Here is a 22,685-nt window from a genome sequence, read left to right on the forward strand (position 1 = left end):
TGTTAACGGGCGTGGTGTTTTTAAACCACAAAAAAACCGAAAACCAACCACCATTCCCGGTTGGAGCGGCCGCAGGCTGCGATCTTTTGACAGCAAAATCAAAAGATCGCAGCCTGCGGCAGCTCCTACGCAGATTTTCACGATTAAGCGCTTGACCATGACAGTAGATGATAAGCATTATCATTAGCTCGAAATGGATCAGGTCCTCCCGTGAGTCAATCGCGCTTCAATCATGTCTTCATCGCCCAGCGGATTTCCCTGCTGCGCACGCTGGAGCGGATGGTCAACAATCACAGCACCGCCGAAGACCTCTTGCAGGAAACCTACCTGCGAGTGACGCGTGCGCTCAGTGAACGGGCCATCGATCACCTTGAACCCTTCGTGTTCCAGACTGCCCGCAACCTCGCGCTTGACCACCTGCGCGCGCGGCGCGTCCAGTCGCGCACCCTGGTCGATGACGTGCCACCGGAGGTGGTCGAAAGTGTCGCAGCGCCGGTCAGCAGCGCCGAGGATGCCGCCCATGCCGAACAATTGCTGGAGCGCCTGAACGTGAGTCTCAATCAACTCAGCTCACGCCAACAGCAGATCTTCATCCTCAGTCGCCTGCATGGCCACAGTTACCTGGAAATTGCCGAGCAACTGGACGTCTCGATGAGCACCGTGCAAAAGGAACTGAAGCTGATCATGGCGATCTGCATCGGGGTCGCCGAACGCCTGAACGGCGACTGAGTTCGCGAGGCTTTGCTACCCTTGCGTCTTTTCACGCTCCACTAAAAAAACAGCAGTGCACAGACACTGCCGAGGAAAACCCGTGACGCACACCCGCCGCTCGCCTCCGCCCTCCCCGGCGCAGGACCGCGCCAACGCGATGGACCAGGCCCTGGACTGGCTCATCGTGCTGGGCAGTCCGAGCGAGGACCAGTCTCAGGCATTTCAGGCCTGGCTCGCCGCCGACCCGTTGAATGCCCAGGCGTTTGCCGAGGCGCAGGCGATATGGGATGGCCCGCAAGTGATGCTGAGCGCGCAGACACTGGCGGCCCGGCCGCCAAAGGTAACGGTGCTGTCGCGCCTGCGTCCGCACTGGAAACCCCTGGCAACCGCCGCCGTGCTGATCCTCGGCCTGTTCAGCTTCAGCAATCTGCCCATACGCCTGCAGGCCGATCACCTGACCGTCGTCGGGGAACGCCAGCGCCTGCAACTGGAGGACGGTTCAAAAGTCCTGCTCAATACCAACTCGGCGTTTTCCAGCACCATCAATGATCAGCAGCGCATTGCCCGCCTGTATCAGGGTGAAGCGTTTTTTGAAGTGGCGGGCAATCGTGGCCAGGCGCTGGAAATCGATGCCGGCCCGGTGAAGGCCAGCGTGCGCGATACCGCCTTTGCCGTGCGTTATCTGGACGGCGTGGCGCAGGTTCAGGTGCAGCGCGGGGATGTCGACCTGCGCGCCACGCGCGACGATGCAAGGGTGCGCCTGTCGGCCGGGGAAAGTATTCGCATCGGCCCCAACGGTTTTGACCGCCCGACCAAACTCGACGCCGCCACCGAACTGGCATGGGTCCAGGGCCGCCTGGTGTTCGAGAATTGCCCGATGAGCCAGGTGCTGGCGGAACTGCGTCGCTATTACCCTGGCTGGATCATCAACAACAACGAGCAATTGGCGGACATCAACGTGACCGGCAATTATCGCCTCGACCAGCCGCTGGACGTGGTGCGCTCGCTGGCCCACATCACCTCGGCGCAACTCAGGGAATTCCCGGCGCTGGTGATTTTGAACTAAATAAGAATTATTTTTACTCGATAGCTGCAGCTCGTTCGTCTCGTTATAGCCAATGCAATTGATTCGCATCCACAAATGCCAATCAGCACCTATAAAGATTCGTGCGACACGGAGCGCTATCGATGTCCTCTCGCCTTACCCGCCAGTCCTCTACCCCTTCGCGCGTGCTGTCGCTGCTGACCGCCGCCATTCTGATGGCCGGCAGCGCGCAATTGCTGGCCGCCACCGCAGACGGCCAACAGACCCGCAACATCGGTGACTACGCTTTCGCCATTCCCCAGCAATCCCTGGTGTCGGCGCTGAATGCGTTTACCGCTGTGACGGGCTGGCAGGTCGGGTTTTCCGCCGAGCTGGCGCAGGGGGTGGCCTCGCCCGGCGTGCGCGGCTCCCTGCGGCCGGAAACCGCCCTCGATCGCCTGTTGGTGGGGACCAACCTGAGCTATCGCAAACTGGGCAACAACAACATCGTCCTGGCGTTGCGCAACAACACCGGCGCGCTGAACCTGCAGCAGGTGACCATCAGCGCGACCCGCCAGGAACAGGACGTGAGCAGCGTACCGAGCACGGTCACGGTGCACACCCGTGAAGAACTCGACCGCAACAACATCAACTCCATCAAGGACCTGGTGCGCTACGAGCCAGGCGTATCCGTAGGTGGCACAGGACAGCGCTCCGGCATCACCGGCTACAACATCCGCGGCATCGATGGCGACCGGGTGCTGACCCAGGTCGACGGTGTACAAGTGCCCGACGGTTTCTTTAACGGCCCCTACGCCCAGACCAATCGCAACTACGTCGACCCGGAAATCGTCAAGCGCGTGGAGATCCTCCGCGGCCCGGCCTCGGTGCTGTATGGCAGCAACGCCATCGGTGGCGCAGTCAGCTACTACACCCTCGACCCGGACGACATCATCAAACCCGGCCAGGATGTCGGCGCTCGCCTGAAGACCGGCTACAGCTCGGCCGACGAGAGCTGGCTGACCTCCGGCACCGTCGCCGGGCGCGCTGGCGACTTTGATGGCTTGCTGCACCTGAGCCAGCGCAACGGGCATGAAACCGAGTCCTATGGCGAGACCGGCGGCACCGGGCTCAATCGCACCGAAGCCAACCCGGAAGACGTGCGTACTACCAACATCCTCGCCAAGCTGGGCTGGGACTATGCCGAGGACGGGCGATTCGGCCTGACTTACGAGCACTATAAGGACGACCGTGACACCAACCAGCTGAGTGCGGTGGGCGGACCGTTCAACGCGGGGCGCGGTTTTGGTTTTTATAAAGCGCGCAGTGGCAACGAAACCATTACTCGCGAGCGCTTTGGCCTTGAGCACCGCTTCGGCCTCGACAGCGCGCTGGCGGACAACATCAAGTGGACCCTGAACTACCAGATCGCCAAGACCGATCAGAGCACCCAGGAAATCTACGCGCCGTCGCGCACCGTGCTGCGTAATCGCAACACCACCTACAAGGATCGCCAGTGGGTGTTCGATGCCCAGGCCGACAAGGCATTTGCCGTCGCCGCAACCGATCACCTCGTCACCTACGGCACCACCCTCAAGCAGGACAAGGTCACCGGCCTGCGCACCGGTGACGGCACCTGTCTGAGCGTGGCCGGCGCCTGCCGGGTGATCGGAGCGCCGAGCGCCGCCGACACCCTGACACCGGCCAGCGATTTCCCGGACCCGACCATCAACACCTACAGCCTGTTTGCCCAGGATCAGATCAGCTGGAACAACTGGACCTTCGTACCCGGCCTGCGCTACGACCACACCCAGCTCAAGCCGCAGCTGACCGAGCGATTCCTGGCCACCGCCGATCAGAGCGGCAATGGCGAGGTGAATGACAGCACCAAGACCTGGCATCGCCTGTCGCCGAAGTTTGGCACCACTTACCAGTTCAACGACCACTACACCTGGTACGGCCAGTACGCCGAAGGCTTCCGCACACCAAGTGCCAAGGCCCTGTACGGCCGCTTCGAAAATACCTCCGGCGGTTATCAGGTCGCGCCCAACCCCAACCTCGAACCGGAAAAGAGCAAGAGCTACGAAACCGGCCTGCGTGGCCAGTTTGAAGCCGGCAACTTCGACGTCGCGGTGTTCCATAACAAGTACCGCGACTTCATCAACGAGAACGCCATTACCCCGGGTTACGACGAACTCACCTTCCAGAGCAACAACATCAAGCATGCCACCATCAAGGGTGTGGAGCTCAAGGGTCGCCTGAACCTGGACACATTCGGCGCGCCCGATGGCCTCTACACCCAGGGTTCGTTGTCTTACCTGTACGGTCGCAACGATGACAGCGGCGAACCGCTGAACAGCATCAACCCGCTGACCGGCGTATTCGGCCTCGGTTATGACCAGGACAAATACGGCGCACTGCTCAGCTGGACCCTGGTCAAACGCAAGGACCGGGTCGACAGCACCAACTTCAATACGCCTGATGGCACCAGCACCCAGTTCAAGACCCCGGGTTATGGCGTGCTCGACCTCGCCGGTTTCTACAAGGTGACCGACGATGTGACCGTCAACGCCGGCCTGTACAACCTGACCAACAAGAAGTACTGGCAGTGGGATGACGTCCGCGGCTACGACAGCGTGGGCGAAGCCTCCGTGACCCAGCCTGCCAACCTCGACCGCCTGACCCAGCCGGGGCGCAACTTCTCGGTCAATCTGGTGTGGGATATCTGATCCTGCGTGCCTCATTGCGCGGCGGCCTCTCCCCCCGCGCAACGAGGTTTTTTTACTGTCCGGCGCCTGTTCGTTCGTCTCGTTACCAAGCACCATTTTCTCTCAAGGATTTGTCATGACCACCCAGGACACTGCTCAACGCCGCGCTCTGCGTTCACAACGCTTGAACCAGATCACCCACGAACCACACACCAAACTCGATGCACTGGTCAAAGCCCACGCGCCTTTCGAAACCCAGGCCAACTTCGCCCGCTTCGTCGTCGCGCAGTACCTGTTCCAGTCGGAACTGGTGGCGCTGTACAACGACGCCGAACTGACCGCCATCGTCCCCGACCTGCCGGCGCGCTGCCGGGCGGAAGCGGCCAGGGCTGACCTGGCAGACCTCGACACCGAGGTACCGGCACCCGTGGCAGGCGCGGTGAACGCTCCAACCCAGGCCGAGGCCCTGGGCTGGCTGTTTGTGTCCGAAGGCTCGAAGCTGGGCGCGGCATTCCTGATCAAGCGCGCGGTGGGCCTGGGGCTGAGCGAGACTTTTGGCGCGCGCCACCTCGCTGAACCCGCCGGTGGTCGTGCTGAGGGCTGGAAGCGCTTCGTGAAGACCCTGGATGGACTGCAGTTGAGTGCACAGCAAGAAGCTGAACTGGATAAAGGTGCGATCGATGCCTTTAACCGCTTCACCGTGCTGCTGGAACAGGCCTATACCCCGGAATTTGCCTGACAGGTTAGAGCTGGCTTGCTGGTCTGTGGGAGCAAGGCTTGCCCGCGATTGAGGCGCCGCGATTGACAGGTTGGACCGCGGCATCGCTAACGCGGGCAAGCCTTGCTCCCACAGGACCGCGCCCCGGCTCCTCCCAAAAGGACCGCACCCTGGCTCCTCCGATCAAGCCCCACATGCGTTACCTTGAGCCCATGCCCTCATCTTCCAGACTCATACGTTTTCTTTTCGGCCTGCTGGCCTACGTCAGCCTGGGCATAGGCCTGGTCGCTATTGTGGTGCCTGGCCTGCCAACCACCGAGTTCATCCTGCTCGCCGCCTGGGCCGCTACCCGCAGCTCCCCACGCCTTAGCGCCTGGCTGGAGAACCACCGCCTGTTCGGCCCGATGCTCCACAACTGGCGCAACGGCAAGATCATCACCCGTCGCGCCAAAGTCAGCGCCACGGCCAGCATGTTGCTGTGCGCCGGGCTGATGCTGGTGATGCTCGATCATGGCTGGCCGATCTACCTGGCCATCGCCGGGATGAGCCTGGGCAACCTGTGGATCTGGTCGAGGCCCGAGTCCCTGGCGCACTCTTCCTGAAAGACCGAGTCGTGCCCATCGCCAGCCGGCTGGCTCCCACAGGTATTTGCCACAGTGACCCGGTTCAATGTGGGAGCGAGCTTCCCGACACCCAATGAACCCTCGCAAACGCTTGCGCTGACCGTTCATCGGCTTTTACTCATGCAAACCTTCCCGACGCCGATGCCTCTCCCATGGCGCTGAATGGACTTGGCGAACCGGGTCGGTCTCGACCCACAGCCAACACCTCATCCATTCGCGAGTTCGCCTTATGTTCGACTCTCTCTCCATCCGCCTGAAAATCGTGCTGCTGTCCGGCCTTTGCCTGCTGGGCGTGCTTGCCCTGATCGTGGGCATGAATATCTACCAGACCAACCAGAACGACGAACTGGTAAGCGCCTCCAGCAGCAAAATGCTCACCGACAGCGTGCAGAATCTGCTGCAAGCCAAAGCCGCAGAGCAAGCCGTGCGGGTGCAGAAGACCTTCGGCGAGAGCCTGACGGTGGTCACGGCTTTGGCGGATCAGATCCAGGACCTGCGCAGCATGGCGGCCAAGCGGTCGCTGGAAGCGGGGACTGTGCGTGAGGAATTGAACCAGAGCCTGCGAACCGCCTTCGAGCGCAACAGCAAAGTGCTGGGGATCTGGCTGGCATTCGAACCCAACGGCCTGGACGGCAAGGACAGCGAATTCGCCAACGACGCGGCGCGCCAGTCCAACGAGGCCGGGCGATTTGCCAGTTACTGGAGCCGTGCCGGTGGTGCCGGGGTCAACACGATCATGGTCGAAGACGACATGACCAAGACCACCCTCAACATCAACGGCACGCCCTATAACAGCTGGTACACCTGCCCTCGCGACAGCAAGCGCACCTGCCTGCTGGACCCGTATGCCGATACCGTCAACGGCAAGGAAATGCTGATGACCACCATTTCCGTGCCGCTGCTGGTGGATGGCAAAACCATCGGCGTGGTCGGTGTGGATATCGCCCTCGATGCCCTGCAAGCGGCCGCTGTCGAATCCCAGCGTGACCTGTTCAACAGCGCCGGGCACATGCTGATCGTCTCCGGCAGTGGCGTGCTCGCAGGTTACAGCGTTGACGCCAGCAAGGTCGGCAAAAGCATCGCCGACACCTTGGGCAGCGATGGCAAGGAAGTGCTGCAGCTGCTCAGCGCTGGCACGCCGAAAATCCTCGAGCAGGGCGAGCTGATTCGCGCCGTGTATCCGGTCAGCCCGATTACTGATTCCAAGGCCTGGGGCGTGGTGATCGACCTGCCGAAAAACGTCTTGCTGGCCGATTCGGTGAAGCTGCAAGCGGTACTCGATGAGGCCCAGCAAAGCGGCACCATCAAAGCCGTGCTGGTGGCGGTGGCGGCTGGCCTGGTCGGCCTGTTGCTGATGTGGCTCACCGCCTCGGGCGTGACCCGGCCGATCAACAGCGTTGCCCAGATGCTCAAGGCGATTGCCAGCGGCGACGGCGACCTCACCCAGCGTCTGCAGTACAGCAAGAAAGACGAGCTGGGCGAGTTGGTCAGCTGGTTCAACCGCTTCCTCGACAAGCTGCAGCCGACCATCGCGCAGATCAAACAGAGCATTACCGATGCGCGCGGCACGGCCGACCAGTCCTCGGAAATTGCCCGCCAGACCAGCGAAGGCATGCAGGTGCAGTTCCGCGAGATCGATCAGGTTGCCACTGCGTCCAATGAAATGAGCGCCACCGCCCATGACGTCGCCAACAGTGCCTCCAATGCGGCCAACGCTGCCAAAGGCGCCGACCAATCGGCCCGCGATGGCATGCAGATCATTGAGCGCAGCACCCGCGACATCAATCAACTGGCCGATGAAGTCAGCAAGGCGGTCACCGAAGTCGAAGCGTTGGCGGTCAACAGCGAGCAGATCGGTTCAGTGCTGGAAGTGATCCGCAGCATCGCCGAACAAACCAACCTGCTGGCCCTCAACGCCGCCATCGAAGCCGCACGCGCCGGCGAGAGTGGCCGTGGTTTTGCGGTGGTGGCGGATGAAGTGCGCAACCTGGCCAAACGTACCCAGGACTCGGTGGAAGAAATTCGCAGCGTGATCGAACGTATTCAGACCGGCACCCGCGGCGTGGTTGCCACCATGCACTCGAGCCAGACCCAGGCCCACAGCAACGCTGGCCAGATTCAGCAAGCGGTCCAGGCCTTGAGCAAGATCAGCGATGCGGTCACCGTGATCAGCGACATGAACCTGCAAATCGCCAGCGCCGCCGAGCAGCAAAGCGCCGTGGCCGAAGAGGTCAACCGCAACGTCTCGGCCATCCGCACCGTCACCGAGACCCTGACCGGGCAAGCGACCGAATCGGCACAGATCAGCAGCCACCTCAATTCGCTGACGACCCATCAGATGAAGCTGATGGATCAGTTCCGCGTCTGACAGGCCCCTGTGGGCGTGAGCCTGGAAATACTCGAACGAGGTCGCTTTACTGGAAATATCGCGCTGTTCGGTCCACTCTCGGACAGCGAAACGATTATCCAGGCCCCTGCCGGCGCTCCCGTCTGCGCGGCGACACCTGGCATTACCAACTGATACGGAGAGATGCCAATGGCTACGTTCGAGCCCGGTCACCTGCATATCGAGCGCACGGCGCTGAACAAGGATGACTACAGCTACGCGCTGAGCATCGACTATGAAGTGACCCAGGACCCCAAGGAAGGCGAAGGCATGCTGTTCAAGATGCATGGCTCGGTGCAGGGCAAGGAACTGCAGGAGGAGTTTTTCCTGCCCAAGGACCAGGCATTCGATTTCGCCCGCCATGCCACTCGCCTGGCGCAGAAGCATGGCCTGCCCAAGGACGCCGGCATCGGCACGGTGCACAAGGCGTACGACCTGATGTTTGAAGACGTCCGGGCACAGCTCGACGTCAAATCCGGCGACCCGGTCAAACCCGAACACCTCGAGTAACCGGCACAGCCCTGTAGGTGTAAAGCTGTAAGGGAGTCCTGCGGGAGCAAGCTTTGCTCCCACAGACCATGGCACACCAGGCAACCTTTGCTTCTGAAGGGCCGCGATATCAGTCCAGGATTTCACCTGCAGCCCTGCCCAAGGCATACTTGCCACCCTCCGCACGCCAGAACCCCATCGCCCCATGCGCATTCACGTCAGCTTCATCGACCGAGTCGGCATCACCCAGGAAGTTCTGGCGTTGCTCGGTGGGCGCAATCTCAACCTGGATGCGGTGGAAATGGTGCCGCCCAACGTCTACATCGACGCTCCGACCTTGAGCCCGGAAGTACTCGAAGAGCTGCGCGATGCGCTGTTCAGCGTGCGCGGCGTGCAGGCCGTGACGGTGGTGGACATCCTGCCTGGCCAGCGCCGGCACCTGCAGCTCGATGCCTTGCTGGCAGCCATGACCGACCCGGTGCTGGCGCTCGACAGTGCGGGCAATGTATTGCTGGCCAACCCGGCACTGATTGCCCTGTATGGTCGCGAACCGGCCGGGGAAAGCGTGGCGGAGCTGTTTGCCGACCCGGCGCTGCTCGACGCGTTGCTGGAGCACGGCTTTCGCCTGCCGCTGCGCGAGATCACCGTCAACGGCCAGACCCTGCTGCTCGACGCCACCCCCATTACCGACGCCGGTGCGTTGCTGACCCTGTATCAACCCAACCGCATCGGCGAGCGCCTGTCAGCGCTGCACCACGACCATGCCGAAGGCTTTGATGCGCTGCTTGGCGAATCTCCCGCCATCCGCACCCTCAAGGCCCGTGCCCAGCGCGTGGCGGCCCTGGATGCGCCCCTGCTGATCCAGGGCGAAACGGGCACCGGCAAGGAACTGGTAGCGCGCGCCTGCCACGCCATCAGCGCCCGGTACAGTTCACCTTTCCTGGCGCTGAACTGCGCGGCATTGCCGGAGAACCTCGCCGAAAGCGAACTGTTCGGCTACGCCCCCGGGGCATTCACCGGAGCGCAACGAGGCGGTAAACCGGGACTGATGGAACTGGCCAACCAGGGTACGGTGTTTCTCGACGAGATCGGCGAGATGTCTCCCTACCTGCAGGCGAAACTGTTGCGCTTTTTGAATGACGGCAGCTTTCGGCGAGTCGGTGGTGACCGCGAAGTGAAGGTCAACGTGCGAATCCTCAGCGCAACCCACCGCGACCTGGAAAAAATGGTCAGCGAAGGCTCGTTCCGCGAAGACCTCTTCTACCGCCTGAATGTCCTGAATGTCGAAGTCCCGCCGCTGCGTGAGCGGGGCCAGGACATCCTCCTGCTGGCCCGTTACTTCATGCAGCAGGCCTGTGCACAGATCCAGCGCCCGGTGTGTCGCCTGGCGCCCGGGACTTATCCGGCGCTGCTGGGCAACCGCTGGCCAGGCAACGTACGGCAGTTGCAGAACGTGATTTTCCGCGCCGCTGCCATTTGCGAAAGCAGCCTGGTGGACATCGGCGACCTCGACATCGCCGGCACCTCGGTGGCGCGCCAGAGCGACACCGAAGTCGACAGCCTGGAGCAGGCCATGGACGAGTTCGAGAAAACCCTGCTGGAAAAACTCTACGTCAGTTACCCCTCGACCCGGCAGCTCGCCAGCCGCCTGCAGACCTCCCACACGGCGATCGCGCATCGGCTGCGCAAGTACGGCATCCCCACCAGGCAGTAGCCGTCACAGAATGCTCACGCCTGGCCCCATCCTGTAGGAGCTGCCGAAGGCTGCGCAAGTACGGCGTTCCCACGGGCACTAGCCGTCACAGAATGCCCACGCCTGGCCCCATCCCGTAGGAGCTGCCGAAGGCTGCGATCTCTTGACGTTGATACTGTGTTGCCTGCGACAAGATCGCAGCCTTCGGCAGCTCCTGCGGGACGAATTCCAATCGGAAGGCTTCTAACCTGCTTGGAAACGACCTCCAGCCGTACTGAAAGCGCTACAGCGGAACGATATCGCTACACCCCTCCCCAGCGACCAGTGTGCAAGGCTTTGATCCAGATAGGCTTTTTTCCACGCCCCAAGCTGTAGCGATTTCGCTACACAAAAATCATCCCCCTCTGTCCTAAAATCACACAACTCATTGTTTTATATGGCTTTTAAAACATTGGCCGCGATTTTGCTTATTACCCCTGCATAAATCAGGGCTAACGCCCCAAGCATTCAATCGCGTCCACCAGACGAGTCTGGCCCCCTTAGGAGTTTCCATGAGCGAGTTGCGTTTTACTGAAGATCACGAATGGCTGCGCACCGAAGCTGACGGCAGCGTCACAGTCGGCATCACCGCCTTCGCGCAGAACGCCCTGGGCGACGTGGTTTTCGTACAACTGCCAGAGCTGCAGTCCTACGAAAAGGGCGCGGAAGCGTCCACCGTGGAGTCGGTAAAAGCGGCCAGCGGCGTGTACATGCCCCTGGACGGTGAAGTGCTGCAAGTCAACCCGGCGCTCGACAGCAGCCCGGAACTGGTCAACGAAGATCCAATGGGTGAAGGCTGGTTCTTCCGCTTTCAGCCAACCGACGCCTCTGCCGTCGCCAAACTGCTGGATCAGGACGCTTACGACCGTCTGATCAAAGCCAACGCCGAAGCCTGAGGAGCGCCGACATGACTCAAGTAAACCCTGCCGTTGTAACCACAAGCACCGCCAACGAATTCATCGCGCGCCACATCGGTCCGCGCGCCGGCGATGAGCAAGCCATGCTCAATAGCCTCGGTTTCGACTCCCTGGAAGCCTTGAGCGCCAGCGTGATCCCGGAAAGCATCAAGGGCACCAGCGTGCTCGGCATGGACGACGGCCTGAGTGAAGCCGACGCCCTGGCCATGATCAAAAGCATCGCCGGCAAGAACCAGCTGTTCAAGACCTTCATCGGCCAGGGCTACTACGGCACCCACACGCCGTCGCCTATCCTGCGCAACCTGCTGGAAAACCCGGCCTGGTACACCGCCTACACCCCGTATCAGCCAGAGATCTCCCAGGGTCGCCTCGAAGCATTGCTCAACTTCCAGACGCTGATCAGCGACCTGACCGGCCTGCCGATCGCCAACGCTTCGCTGCTCGATGAAGCCACCGCTGCAGCCGAAGCCATGACTTTCTGCAAGCGCCTGAGCAAGAACAAAGGCAGCCACGCGTTCTTTGCATCGGTTCACTGCCACCCGCAGACCCTCGACGTGCTGCGCACCCGTGCCGAGCCTCTGGGCATCGACGTGGTCGTCGGCGACGAGCTTGAGCTGACTGACGTGACGCCGTTCTTCGGCGCACTGCTGCAATACCCGGCAAGCAACGGTGATGTCTTTGACTACCGCGCACTGACCGAACGCTTCCACGCCGCCAACGCTCTGGTGGCGGTTGCCGCTGACCTGCTGGCCCTGACGGTGCTGACCCCGCCAGGCGAATTCGGCGCCGACGTGGCCATCGGCAGCGCCCAGCGTTTCGGCGTGCCGCTGGGCTTCGGTGGCCCGCACGCAGCGTACTTCTCTACCAAAGATGCATTCAAGCGTGACATGCCGGGCCGCCTGGTGGGCGTTTCCGTCGACCGTTTCGGCAAGCCGGCCCTGCGCCTGGCGATGCAGACTCGCGAGCAACACATCCGCCGCGAGAAGGCCACCTCGAACATCTGCACCGCGCAGGTTCTGTTGGCCAACATTGCCAGCATGTACGCCGTGTATCACGGTCCAAAAGGCCTGACGCAGATCGCCAAGCGCATTCATCACCTGACGGCGATCCTCGCCAAAGGCTTGAGCGCACTGGGGCTGAACGTCGAGCAAGAAAACTTCTTCGACACCCTGACCCTCAACACTGGCGCCCACACCGCCAAGCTGCACGACCAGGCGCATGCGCAGCAGATCAACCTGCGCGTCGTCGATGGCGAACGTCTAGGCCTGTCCCTTGACGAAACCACGTCGCAAGCTGATGTCGAAACACTGTGGGCCCTGTTCGCCGACGGCCAGGCGCTGCCGGACTTCTCCGCCCTCGCTGCTGCAGTGGTCAGCACCATCCCGGCTGCGCTGGTTCGTCAATCGCCGATCCTCAGCCACCCGGTATTCAACCGTTATCACTCGGAAACCGAGCTGATGCGCTATCTGCGCAAGCTCGCCGACAAGGACCTGGCCCTGGATCGCACCATGATCCCGCTGGGTTCGTGCACCATGAAACTCAACGCTGCCAGCGAAATGATCCCGGTGACCTGGGCTGAATTCGGCGCCCTCCACCCGTTCGCCCCGGCCGAGCAAAGTGCCGGCTACCAGCAACTGACCGACGAACTTGAAGCGATGCTCTGCGCCGCGACCGGCTACGACTCCATCTCCTTGCAGCCGAACGCCGGTTCGCAAGGTGAATATGCCGGGCTGCTGGCTATTCGCGCTTACCACCAGAGCCGTGGCGAAGACCGTCGCGACATCTGCCTGATCCCGTCGTCTGCCCACGGCACCAACCCGGCGACGGCCAACATGGCCGGCATGCGCGTGGTCGTGACCGCCTGCGATGCCCGCGGCAACGTCGACATCGAAGACCTGCGCGCCAAGGCCATCGAGCATCGCGAACACCTTGCGGCGCTGATGATCACCTACCCGTCGACCCACGGCGTTTTCGAAGAAGGCATCCGCGAAATCTGCGGGATCATTCATGACAACGGCGGCCAGGTGTACATCGACGGCGCCAACATGAACGCAATGGTCGGCCTCTGCGCACCGGGCAAGTTCGGCGGCGACGTCTCGCACCTGAACCTGCACAAGACGTTCTGCATCCCTCACGGTGGTGGCGGCCCGGGCGTTGGCCCGATCGGCGTCAAATCGCACCTGACTCCGTTCCTGCCGGGTCACGGCACCATGGAGCGTAAAGAAGGCGCGGTCTGCGCAGCACCGTTCGGCAGCGCGAGCATTTTGCCGATCACCTGGATGTACATTCGGATGATGGGCGGCGCGGGCCTCAAGCGTGCTTCGCAGCTGGCGATCCTGAACGCGAACTACATTTCCCGTCGCCTCGAAGAGCACTATCCAGTGCTCTACACCGGCAGCAATGGCCTGGTAGCCCACGAGTGCATCCTGGACCTGCGTCCACTCAAAGACAGCAGCGGCATCAGCGTCGATGACGTGGCCAAGCGCCTGATCGATTTCGGTTTCCACGCACCGACCATGTCGTTCCCGGTCGCTGGCACCCTGATGATCGAGCCGACCGAAAGCGAATCCAGGGAAGAACTGGACCGCTTCTGCGACGCCATGATCCTCATCCGCGAAGAAATCCGCGCAGTGGAAAACGGCACGCTGGACAAGGACGACAACCCGCTGAAGAACGCTCCGCACACTGCGGCGGAACTGGTCGGCGAGTGGACTCACCCGTACAGCCGTGAGCAGGCGGTCTACCCTGTAGCATCGCTGATCGAAGGCAAGTACTGGCCACCGGTCGGTCGCGTCGACAACGTGTTCGGTGATCGCAACCTGGTGTGCGCCTGCCCGTCGATCGAAAGCTACGCTTAAACCAATGAGGGGCGGGTGCGCCTGCCCCTCTTTCTCAAGAACACCACAAAACCTGTGGGAGCTGGCTTGCCTGCGATGGCGGCCTGTCAGGCAGCGTCGATGGCGACTGAACCAACGCCATCGCAGGCAAGCCAGCTCCCACAGGACCGTGTCCAGTTAAAAATTCCGCCAATTCCCATAACAAGAAACCGGAGAACAACCATGGCTTTAAGCGTGTTCGACCTGTTCAAGATTGGCATCGGCCCCTCCAGTTCCCACACCGTCGGCCCAATGCGCGCTGCCGCGCGTTTCGCCGAAGGCTTGCGCCGTGAAGGGCTGCTGGCTGCAACCGCCTGCGTCAAGGTCGAGCTCTACGGCTCACTCGGCGCCACCGGCAAAGGCCACGGCAGCGACAAGGCCGTGTTGCTCGGGCTGGAAGGCGAACACCCGGACACCGTGAACACCGAAACCGTCGCTGCTCGCCTGCAAGAGATTCGCGGCAACGGTCGCTTGAACCTGCTGGGTGAGCACAGCATCGCGTTCAACGAGAAAGAACACCTGGCGATGATTCGCAAACCGCTGCCTTATCACCCCAACGGCATGATTTTTCGTGCGTTCGATGCTGCCGGTTTGCAAACCCGCAGCCGCGAGTACTACTCGGTAGGCGGCGGGTTTGTGGTCGATGAGGATGCAGCCGGTGCCGACCGCATTGTCGAAGATGCCACCAAACTGACGTTCCCGTTCAAGAGCGCCAAGGACCTGCTGGGGCATTGCGCGACCTACGGCCTGTCGATCAGCCAGGTAATGCTCACCAATGAAAGTGCCTGGCGACCTGAAGCCGAAACCCGCGCCGGCCTGCTGAATATCTGGCAAGTGATGCAGGATTGCGTGGCCGCCGGTTGTCACAACGAAGGCATCCTGCCCGGTGGTTTGAAGGTCAAGCGTCGCGCTGCGGCGCTGCATCGGCAATTGTGCAAGAACCCCGAATCGTCCTTGCGCGATCCGCTCTCGGTACTGGACTGGGTCAATCTGTACGCCCTGGCGGTCAACGAAGAAAACGCCAACGGCGGACGAGTCGTGACGGCGCCCACCAACGGCGCGGCGGGTATTATCCCGGCGGTGCTGCATTACTACATGCGCTTCATTCCCGGCGCGAACGATGACGGCGTGGTGCGCTTCCTGCTCACCGCAGCGGCCATTGGCATTCTGTACAAGGAAAACGCCTCGATCTCCGGTGCCGAAGTCGGCTGCCAGGGCGAAGTAGGAGTGGCCTGTTCCATGGCGGCGGGTGCCTTGTGCGAAGTCCTCGGCGGCAGCGTGCAGCAAGTGGAAAACGCCGCGGAAATCGGCATGGAACACAACCTCGGCCTGACCTGCGACCCCATTGGCGGCCTGGTGCAAGTGCCTTGCATCGAGCGCAATGCGATGGGCTCGGTCAAGGCCATCAATGCGGTCCGCATGGCCCTGCGCGGTGACGGGCAGCACTTCGTCTCCCTCGACAAAGTCATCCGCACCATGCGCCAGACCGGCGCCGACATGAAAAGCAAATACAAGGAGACCGCCCGCGGCGGTCTGGCGGTCAACATTATCGAATGCTGATGCGCGCGCATTGGCCTCTGCACATTTTTTCAGGAGCACAACATGTCCACCGAACAATTGCTGACTACCCCGCTGCACGCCCTGCACATCGAACTCGGCGCGCGCATGGTGCCGTTCGCCGGCTACGACATGCCGGTGCAATACCCGCTGGGCGTGATGAAAGAACACCAGCACACCCGCGACCAGGCCGGGTTGTTCGATGTCTCGCACATGGGCCAGATTCGCCTGACCGGCGCCAAGGCTGCCGAGGCCCTGGAAACCCTGGTACCGGTAGACATCATCGACTTGCCGGTGGGCATGCAGCGCTACGCGATGTTCACCAACGAGGCCGGTGGCATTCTCGACGACCTGATGGTCGCCAACCTGGGCAACGACGAACTGTTCCTGGTGGTCAACGCCGCCTGCAAGGACCAGGACCTGGCGCACCTGCGCAAGCACATCGGCGAGCAGTGCACCATCGAGCCGCTGTTCGAAGAGCGTGCGCTGCTGGCCTTGCAAGGCCCGGCCGCCGTGACCGTGCTCGCGCGCCTGGCTCCTGAAGTGGCGAAGATGACCTTCATGCAGTTCACGCGCGTCCAGCTGCTGGGCGTGGAATGTTTCGTCAGCCGCTCGGGCTACACCGGCGAAGACGGTTTCGAGATCTCCGTGCCGGCCGCGAATGCCGAAGCCTTGGCCCGCGCCCTGTTGGCCGAGCCGGAAGTGGCCGCGATCGGTCTGGGCGCTCGCGACTCCCTGCGCCTGGAAGCCGGCCTGTGCCTCTATGGCCACGACATGAACACCGAGACCACCCCAATCGAGGCGAGCCTGCTGTGGGCCATCTCCAAGCCGCGTCGTGCCGATGGCGCAAGGGCCGGCGGTTTCCCGGGCGCCGAAAACATCTTCGCGCAACAACAGGGCGGCGTCAGCCGCAAACGCGTAGGCCTGCTGCCGCAAGAGCGCACGCCGGTGCGCGAAGGCGCGGAAATCGTCAACGAAGCGGGCGAGATCATCGGCAGCGTCTGCAGCGGTGGTTTCGGCCCCACCCTGGGCGGCCCTCTGGCCATGGGTTACCTCGACTCGGCGTACGTTTCGCTCGACACCCCCGTCTGGGCGATCGTCCGTGGGAAAAAGGTGCCTTTGCTTGTAAGCAAAATGCCATTTGTTCCACAACGCTACTATCGCGGTTGATTGACTGTTTCTATAAGTAACGCGGCTGCGTTAACACTGCACTAATCTGTAACGCAGCCGCCATAAAACAGTGCAACCGTTCGATAATGAACAGTACTTATAACAGTCGAAAACATTTGAACAGCGCTATCGAATAAGCCTGCACCAACGCCTCCACTAACAGCCTCACAGCCAAGCAAACCGGGCCCCTCACAGGGGCTTGTTTTTTATTGGCTAGTTGGCGTAGAGTTTGTTCACTGTGTTTGCATGGTTCGCTTGGAATCGTGACCTGGGCAGTAGCCTACAAGTTAGCTACATCCCGCTCGACGTCTTCTTACTCTCCTGCAACCAGCCCCAGTACTCTTTCATGAGAAAGAGGCTGTCATTAATTTTTGCGTCAAAGGAAATAAGAAATGTCCCAACGTCAGAGCGGTACCGTCAAGTGGTTTAACGACGAGAAAGGTTTTGGTTTTATCACGCCAGAAAGCGGCCCGGATCTGTTCGTGCATTTCCGCGCTATTCAGGGCAACGGCTTCAAGAGCCTGAAAGAAGGCCAGAAAGTGACCTTCGTTGCTGTGCAGGGCCAAAAAGGCATGCAGGCTGACGAAGTTCAGGCCGAAGCTTAATCTTCTGTAACGAAAAAGCCCCTGATGCTGACATCAGGGGCTTTTTTGTGCGCGCAAATCCGTAAAATGAGTTCTTTTTCCCCCCGAGACCCGTGCCATGTCGAAACACCTGCTGAAGCCCCAGGGCGATTTTCCCGCCGCTGGCCTGGGTCGTCGTCTGGCAGCGATGTTCTATGACTTCCTGCTGTGCACCGCTTTGCTAATTGTCACCAGCGGGATCTACAAGATGATCCAGATGGCAATCATCGGCGAGGAGCGGATGCGCACGCTGACTGAAGCGGGAGCACTGGACGGTGATCCGCTGCTTTCTACCCTGCTGCTCTTCGTGCTGTTCGGTTTTTTTGCCAAGTTCTGGACCTGGTCGGGTCAGACCCTGGGCATGCAGGTGTGGGGCATTCGGGTGCAGAACGCCGACGGCTCATCCATCAGCCTGTGGCAGGCGCTGCTGCGCTTTGTGGTCTCCATCGCCTCGCTGCTGTGCGTGGGCCTGGGTTTCATCTGGTCGCTGTTCGACAAGCAGAAACGCAGCTGGCATGACATGTATTCCGAGACGCAGCTGGTGCGCATTCCGAAGAAACAGAGGTAAGCGCATAAAAAAGATCGCAGCCGTCGACAGCTCCTACAAGGTTTGTGAGCACCTGTAGGAGCTGCCGAAGGCTGCGATCTGTTGATCTTGCTTTAAGCGTTACCAGCCAACTTCATCCGCGCAGCCTGGGTAAAGTCGAGCATCCGCTTCAACGGCCGAATCGCCTGCGGAATCAACGCCGGATCCACAAAGATCTCATTCGTCCCTTCTTTAAGGCTCTTGAGCGTGCGCTCAAGCGTATTCATCGCCATCCACGGACAATGCGCGCAACTGCGGCACGCCGCGCCGTTACCCGCCGTAGGGGCTTCGATGAACACCTTGTCCGGGCACAGCTGCTGCATCTTGTAGAAGATGCCGCGGTCGGTGGCCACGATCAGGGTCTTGTTCGGCAGGCTCTGCGCTGCAGCAATCAGCTGGCTGGTGGAGCCTACGGCGTCCGCCAGTTCGATGACCGAAGTCGGCGACTCGGGGTGCACCAGAATAGCGGCATCCGGGTACAGGGCCTTCATGTCCTCGAGCTGCTTGGACTTGAACTCTTCGTGAACGATGCAGGCACCGTCCCACAGCAGCATGTCGGCGCCGGTCTTGCGCTGGATATAGGTACCCAGGTGCTTGTCCGGCCCCCAGATGATGGTTTCGCCGTTGTCCATCAGGCTCTCGACGATTTCCAGCGCGCAGCTTGAAGTCACCACCCAGTCAGCCCGGGCTTTGACTGCCGCCGAGGTATTGGCATACACCACCACCGTGCGTTCAGGGTGCTGGTCACAGAACGCCGAGAACTCGTCCACCGGGCAACCCAGGTCCAGCGAGCAGGTCGCCTCCAGGGTCGGCATCAGGATGCGTTTTTCCGGGTTGAGGATCTTCGCGGTTTCGCCCATGAACTTCACGCCGGCGACCACCACGGTCTTGGCCGAGTGAGCATTGCCAAAGCGCGCCATCTCCAGCGAGTCGGAGACGCAGCCTCCGGTCTCTTCGGCGAGCGCTTGAATGACCGGATCACAATAGAAGTGAGCAACCAGCACTGCGTCCTGAGCCTTGAGCTCGTCAGCGATGGCAGCGCGGTAATAAGCCTCTTCCTCGACCGTCAGCGGCTTGGGCTGCTTGGCGTCGAGATGGGCTTGAACCAGAAGGCGTTCGGAAATCTGCGTCATGTTCGCAAGACCTGCAGGCGCATTTGCGCGAAAGTCGAGTATACACCCGGCTCCGGACCCCTTAGAGGGTACCGCCGGGAAAGTGAGTAGTCATCAGGCACAGCATTGAAGCTGCGCAAGGCTACAGAATATCCCGACGATGCAAAAGATGAATCTGACCTGCGTCACGCGGTGCAGCTCCGAACGTGAGCCCGCTCAAATCGAAGAAAAAAATCCGCAAGTCCTCACGCTCTTGAGCCTTGCGGATTTCTCAACTGTTGAAAACAGTCCAGGGTCACTTCGATCGGGTACCGATCGACTTCCAGGGTGCTCGCTCTGTAATGCTGGAAATGGCGAGGCGCAATGGCATAGACCCGATCTAAGATGAGCGAAAAAGGGTAGGAGCAATCATTCAATTCAACTCAATATATTTGCTGAGGCGTGGCTAAGATGGAAAAAATGAAAGACCCCAGTACAAGTATTCATCCGCTCGACCAGGATCGTGACCCGATCAGCACAGCCCTTGTTTGGAGCTTGGCCGCTAAGGTGGCGGCTCACCATGGTGGCGATCTCGCGCGAATGCAGCGAGCCAATGGGTACTCGAACGCGACGTGGGTCGGTAACGGCATCGCCGTGCGTATCGCGCATACACCCGTCGACATGGCACGCGAGGTTGCGCTCGTTCAGGCTCTTCCGCGAGAGGTCGGGCACCCGGAGATCCTTGGAGAGGGCACTACCGAGGGCCACGGCTGGATCGTGAGCGCGGAGATTCGCGGCCAGAACCTCCAGGAGGCGTGGCCGACGCTGACGCCTGCGGAGCAGGAAGCAGCGGTCCGCCAGCTTTGGGCTCGGGCCCAGATCGTGCACGACGCGAGCCCGTCTCTGAGGACGCTTGTCGCATCTCACGGGGGGTTCGTACCGGCTTCGCTCGAAGCTGCCACCGCGGCGGCTAACCGCGCTAAAGTCAAGCTGGGACTGTCCAGCGCACAGCAGTCGCGGCTCCATGGAATCATCGAGGGTTACTTCCGGGCTGCACCCTTGGTTGCACAGACCGTCAACCATGGCGACCTCGCGCTGATGAATGCTTTATGGGATGGAGAGGTCGTCGCCCTGCTGGACTTTGAGTTCGCCGTGCTCGGTCCGGTCGAGATCGACCTGTGCCGGTTGGTATGCGAGGCCCGCGTATCCGAAGAAGGCCATCGTATTGATTCGGAGGCAGGCAACGCTGCGGTTGAGATCGCCGTTCGACATATGGATCCGATTCATGGTCGCGCGCTTATCCATGGCGCCGCGATTCTCGACCAGCTCCGTGACCTTGACATCTGGACGGCTGCTGGGAGTGTCGAGGACTGGCGACCGTGCCGCCTGCTCGCTGACCTGCTCGACGTCGACGGCGGCTATCTCGCCCCCCTGCTCAGGTAACCGGCGCTATCACGATACGATGAACGTCATCGATTCGATCGTGGTGCGCCAAGTCAAGCACCTCAACAACATCATCGAACAGGACCATCGCGCCATCAAGCTGGTAACAAGCCGATGCTCAACTTCAAAGCGTTCCGGTCGGCCGGCTCCGTGCGGGCCGGCGTTCATGCACATGAAAAAGGGTGCGACCTTATTGGACAAGATGCCTGACGGCATACACACCATCCATCCGCGACAACAACGTGCTGGCTGCCGCCAAGCGCATCGTCGAATCCACCGAACCGCCACCTGCGAATGAGGCTGAGAGAATGCGCAGATGGATTCGATCTCACCTTCGGCAGCTGACAGACGCTGAGGAAGTTGCCCGCCTCGTGCCGTGCCAAGCGGTGCAATGACCAAATTTCAGACAAAAAAAAACCCGGAAATCCTCACTTTCGTGGGCCTTCCGGATTTTCTAAACTGCTATAAAAATGGTGGGTCGTGTGGGATTCGAACCTACGACCAATTGGTTAAAAGCCAACTGCTCTACCAACTGAGCTAACGACCCGCTGTGTGGTGGCGCGTATAATACTGATTTTTAAGGACTATTCAACACCTAATTTGAAATAAATCAAAAATAAGGCGTTGGGTCACTTATTCCGGCCGCCGCGAAGCCTTCTGCACGCAGTCGGCAGCTGTCGCATTTGCCGCACGCCCGACCGTTATCGTCGGCCTGGTAGCAGGAAACCGTCAGGCCGTAATCGACACCCAGCTTGACGCCAGCCTGGACGATCTGCGCCTTGCTCAGGTTCTGCAGGGGCGCCTGAATGCGGAAGCCGTTACCTTCCACCCCTGCCTTGGTGGCGAGGTTGGCCATGCGCTCGAAGGATTCGATGAACTCGGGACGGCAATCCGGGTAACCGGAGTAATCGACGGCATTGACGCCAATGAAGATGTCACGCGCTCCGAGCACTTCGGCCCAGCCCAACGCGAGGGACAGGAATACGGTATTGCGTGCAGGAACGTAGGTGACCGGAATGCCTTCACCGGCCTCCTCCGGAATATCGATACTGCTGTCGGTCAATGCCGAGCCACCCATGCCGTCCAGGTTCAACCCGATGACTTTATGCTCAACCACGCCAAGATCACGGGCGACGCGTGCGGCAGCGTGCAGTTCGGCATGGGAGCGCTGGCCGTAGTCGAAGCTCATGGTGTAGCAGCTGTAGCCATCGGCTCGTGCCATGGCCACGACAGTGGCCGAGTCCAGGCCACCAGACAGGAGGATGACCGCACGTTTTTCTGCAGCGTTCAGTTGTTCAGTCATTTCAGCGCCCCGGCTCGTCATTCCATAGATATTTATGCAGCTGCAGTTGCAGGCGCACTGGCAGGTTGTCCGCCACGACCCAATCCGCCAGGTCCCGAGCATTCAGGTCATGGTGGCTGGGAGAAAACAGAACCTCACCGGCGCGGCGATCCAGACCGTACTGAATCAGCTTGGACACGGCCCAGTCGTAGTCTTCCCGGGAACAGATGACAAACTTCACCTGATCGTTGGGCGTCAGCAGCTCAATGTTTTCGTAGCGATTGCGATGCGCTTCCTTCGAACCCGGAGTTTTCAGGTCGACCACGCGACTTACCCGCGAATCGACTGCCGAGATGTCCAGAGCTCCACTGGTTTCCAGTGACACTTCGTAACCGGCATCACACAGGCGCTTGAGCAATGGGATGGCGTTGGGCTGGGCGAGGGGCTCGCCGCCGGTGACACACACATAACGCGGACGAAAGCCGGCCACTTGTTCGATGATGTCATCCAGCGGGCGAACCGTGCCGCCTGTGAAGGCGTAGGCGCTGTCGCAGTACTGGCAACGCAATGGACAACCGGTCAGGCGCACAAAAACAGTGGGCAGCCCGGCCGTCCGCGTTTCACCCTGCAACGAGTAAAATACTTCGGTGATTCTCAATGTGTCTTGCATAGTCGCCACGGGCGTAACAGCTAAACAGGCTGTCCGCCTCCGTCAGGCACTTTTAGGAACCCCGCCATCGCGCGAATCC

At 60.9% G+C, this 22,685-nt stretch carries 19 protein-coding genes, 1 tRNA gene and 2 pseudogenes; 18 read left to right on the top strand and 4 right to left on the bottom strand.

Translation table 11 applies throughout. The features are described 5' to 3' along the window. Positions 1–210: 210 nt before the first annotated feature. The 15 genes and pseudogenes from AAEZ05_RS12525 (at position 211) to AAEZ05_RS12590 (ending at position 18,102) form a co-directional block, all read left to right on the top strand. Positions 211–729: an RNA polymerase sigma factor gene (locus tag AAEZ05_RS12525; RefSeq protein ID WP_045057895.1), complete on the top strand. Its 519-nt coding sequence runs from the start codon at positions 211–213 to the stop codon at positions 727–729. A gap of 82 nt (positions 730–811) precedes the next feature. Beyond that, on the top strand, positions 812–1,777 hold the full coding sequence (locus AAEZ05_RS12530) for a FecR family protein (RefSeq protein ID WP_350647625.1): 966 nt from the start codon (positions 812–814) through the stop codon (positions 1,775–1,777). Positions 1,778–1,899: 122 nt separating this feature from the next. Beyond that, the gene (locus tag AAEZ05_RS12535) at positions 1,900–4,464 is read left to right on the top strand and encodes a TonB-dependent receptor (protein ID WP_350647627.1); all 2,565 of its coding nucleotides are present in this window, start codon (positions 1,900–1,902) and stop codon (positions 4,462–4,464) included. 115 nt (positions 4,465–4,579) lie between these two features. Continuing rightward, on the top strand, positions 4,580–5,182 hold the full coding sequence (locus AAEZ05_RS12540) for a biliverdin-producing heme oxygenase (protein WP_350647629.1): 603 nt from the start codon (positions 4,580–4,582) through the stop codon (positions 5,180–5,182). A 191-nt stretch (positions 5,183–5,373) separates the two neighbouring features. Then, positions 5,374–5,763: a YbaN family protein gene (locus tag AAEZ05_RS12545; protein ID WP_045058281.1), complete on the top strand. Its 390-nt coding sequence runs from the start codon at positions 5,374–5,376 to the stop codon at positions 5,761–5,763. 523 nt (positions 5,764–6,286) lie between these two features. Further along, positions 6,287–7,294 (top strand): annotated as a pseudogene (locus AAEZ05_RS30740) (methyl-accepting chemotaxis protein); the annotation flags it as partial. Positions 7,295–7,396: 102 nt separating this feature from the next. Further along, positions 7,397–8,152 (top strand): methyl-accepting chemotaxis protein, encoded by a 756-nt coding sequence (locus AAEZ05_RS30745; RefSeq protein WP_442963619.1) that lies wholly within the window; start codon positions 7,397–7,399, stop codon positions 8,150–8,152. Between the two features lie 168 nt (positions 8,153–8,320). Then, the gene (locus tag AAEZ05_RS12555) at positions 8,321–8,680 is read left to right on the top strand and encodes a DUF5064 family protein (RefSeq protein WP_045058212.1); all 360 of its coding nucleotides are present in this window, start codon (positions 8,321–8,323) and stop codon (positions 8,678–8,680) included. A 184-nt stretch (positions 8,681–8,864) separates the two neighbouring features. Further along, positions 8,865–10,373: a transcriptional regulator GcsR gene (gcsR, locus tag AAEZ05_RS12560; protein ID WP_045058213.1), complete on the top strand. Its 1,509-nt coding sequence runs from the start codon at positions 8,865–8,867 to the stop codon at positions 10,371–10,373. Between the two features lie 530 nt (positions 10,374–10,903). Further along, positions 10,904–11,287 carry a glycine cleavage system protein GcvH gene (gene gcvH, locus AAEZ05_RS12565; protein ID WP_350647631.1) on the top strand — a complete coding sequence of 128 codons (384 nt, stop codon included), beginning with the start codon at positions 10,904–10,906 and terminating at the stop codon, positions 11,285–11,287. A gap of 11 nt (positions 11,288–11,298) precedes the next feature. After that, positions 11,299–14,166, top strand: coding sequence for an aminomethyl-transferring glycine dehydrogenase (gcvP, locus tag AAEZ05_RS12570; RefSeq protein WP_350647633.1), 2,868 nt, complete (start codon positions 11,299–11,301; stop codon positions 14,164–14,166). Between the two features lie 201 nt (positions 14,167–14,367). Further along, the gene (locus AAEZ05_RS12575) at positions 14,368–15,744 is read left to right on the top strand and encodes an L-serine ammonia-lyase (RefSeq protein ID WP_045058216.1); all 1,377 of its coding nucleotides are present in this window, start codon (positions 14,368–14,370) and stop codon (positions 15,742–15,744) included. 42 nt (positions 15,745–15,786) lie between these two features. Then, positions 15,787–16,911: a glycine cleavage system aminomethyltransferase GcvT gene (gene gcvT, locus AAEZ05_RS12580; RefSeq protein ID WP_045058217.1), complete on the top strand. Its 1,125-nt coding sequence runs from the start codon at positions 15,787–15,789 to the stop codon at positions 16,909–16,911. 392 nt (positions 16,912–17,303) lie between these two features. Further along, positions 17,304–17,516 (top strand): cold-shock protein, encoded by a 213-nt coding sequence (locus AAEZ05_RS12585; RefSeq protein WP_003175786.1) that lies wholly within the window; start codon positions 17,304–17,306, stop codon positions 17,514–17,516. A 97-nt stretch (positions 17,517–17,613) separates the two neighbouring features. Beyond that, positions 17,614–18,102 carry an RDD family protein gene (locus AAEZ05_RS12590; protein WP_045058218.1) on the top strand — a complete coding sequence of 163 codons (489 nt, stop codon included), beginning with the start codon at positions 17,614–17,616 and terminating at the stop codon, positions 18,100–18,102. Positions 18,103–18,194: 92 nt separating this feature from the next. Here AAEZ05_RS12590 and nadA read toward each other — a convergent pair whose 3' ends face one another. Beyond that, the gene (gene nadA, locus AAEZ05_RS12595) at positions 18,195–19,253 is read right to left on the bottom strand and encodes a quinolinate synthase NadA (protein WP_045058219.1); all 1,059 of its coding nucleotides are present in this window, start codon (positions 19,251–19,253) and stop codon (positions 18,195–18,197) included. A 239-nt stretch (positions 19,254–19,492) separates the two neighbouring features. Between nadA and AAEZ05_RS12600 the strand changes: the two are divergent. From AAEZ05_RS12600 to AAEZ05_RS12610, 3 genes and pseudogenes are all read left to right on the top strand, one after another. Then, positions 19,493–19,585, top strand: a pseudogene (locus tag AAEZ05_RS12600) (ParA family protein); the annotation flags it as partial. Between the two features lie 97 nt (positions 19,586–19,682). After that, positions 19,683–20,654, top strand: coding sequence for a phosphotransferase family protein (locus tag AAEZ05_RS12605; protein ID WP_201777865.1), 972 nt, complete (start codon positions 19,683–19,685; stop codon positions 20,652–20,654). 19 nt (positions 20,655–20,673) lie between these two features. Beyond that, complete coding sequence (locus AAEZ05_RS12610) at positions 20,674–20,952, top strand: hypothetical protein (protein ID WP_045058220.1); 279 nt, start codon at positions 20,674–20,676, stop codon at positions 20,950–20,952. Between the two features lie 173 nt (positions 20,953–21,125). Here AAEZ05_RS12610 and AAEZ05_RS12615 read toward each other — a convergent pair. The 3 genes from AAEZ05_RS12615 to queE all read right to left on the bottom strand — a co-directional run bounded on the left by AAEZ05_RS12615 (position 21,126) and on the right by queE (position 22,606). Further along, positions 21,126–21,201: transfer RNA gene (locus tag AAEZ05_RS12615), tRNA-Lys, on the bottom strand. A gap of 63 nt (positions 21,202–21,264) precedes the next feature. Beyond that, complete coding sequence (gene queC, locus AAEZ05_RS12620; RefSeq protein ID WP_045058221.1) at positions 21,265–21,957, bottom strand: 7-cyano-7-deazaguanine synthase QueC; 693 nt, start codon at positions 21,955–21,957, stop codon at positions 21,265–21,267. 1 nt (position 21,958) lies between these two features. Beyond that, a complete protein-coding gene (gene queE / locus AAEZ05_RS12625; RefSeq protein WP_045058222.1) occupies positions 21,959–22,606 on the bottom strand; it encodes a 7-carboxy-7-deazaguanine synthase QueE in 648 nt (215 codons plus the stop codon). Positions 22,607–22,685: the final 79 nt, after the last annotated feature.

It is taken from the genome of Pseudomonas sp. HY13-MNA-CIBAN-0226 (assembly GCF_040310305.1).
In the GTDB taxonomy this organism is placed as follows: domain Bacteria; phylum Pseudomonadota; class Gammaproteobacteria; order Pseudomonadales; family Pseudomonadaceae; genus Aquipseudomonas; species Aquipseudomonas gregormendelii.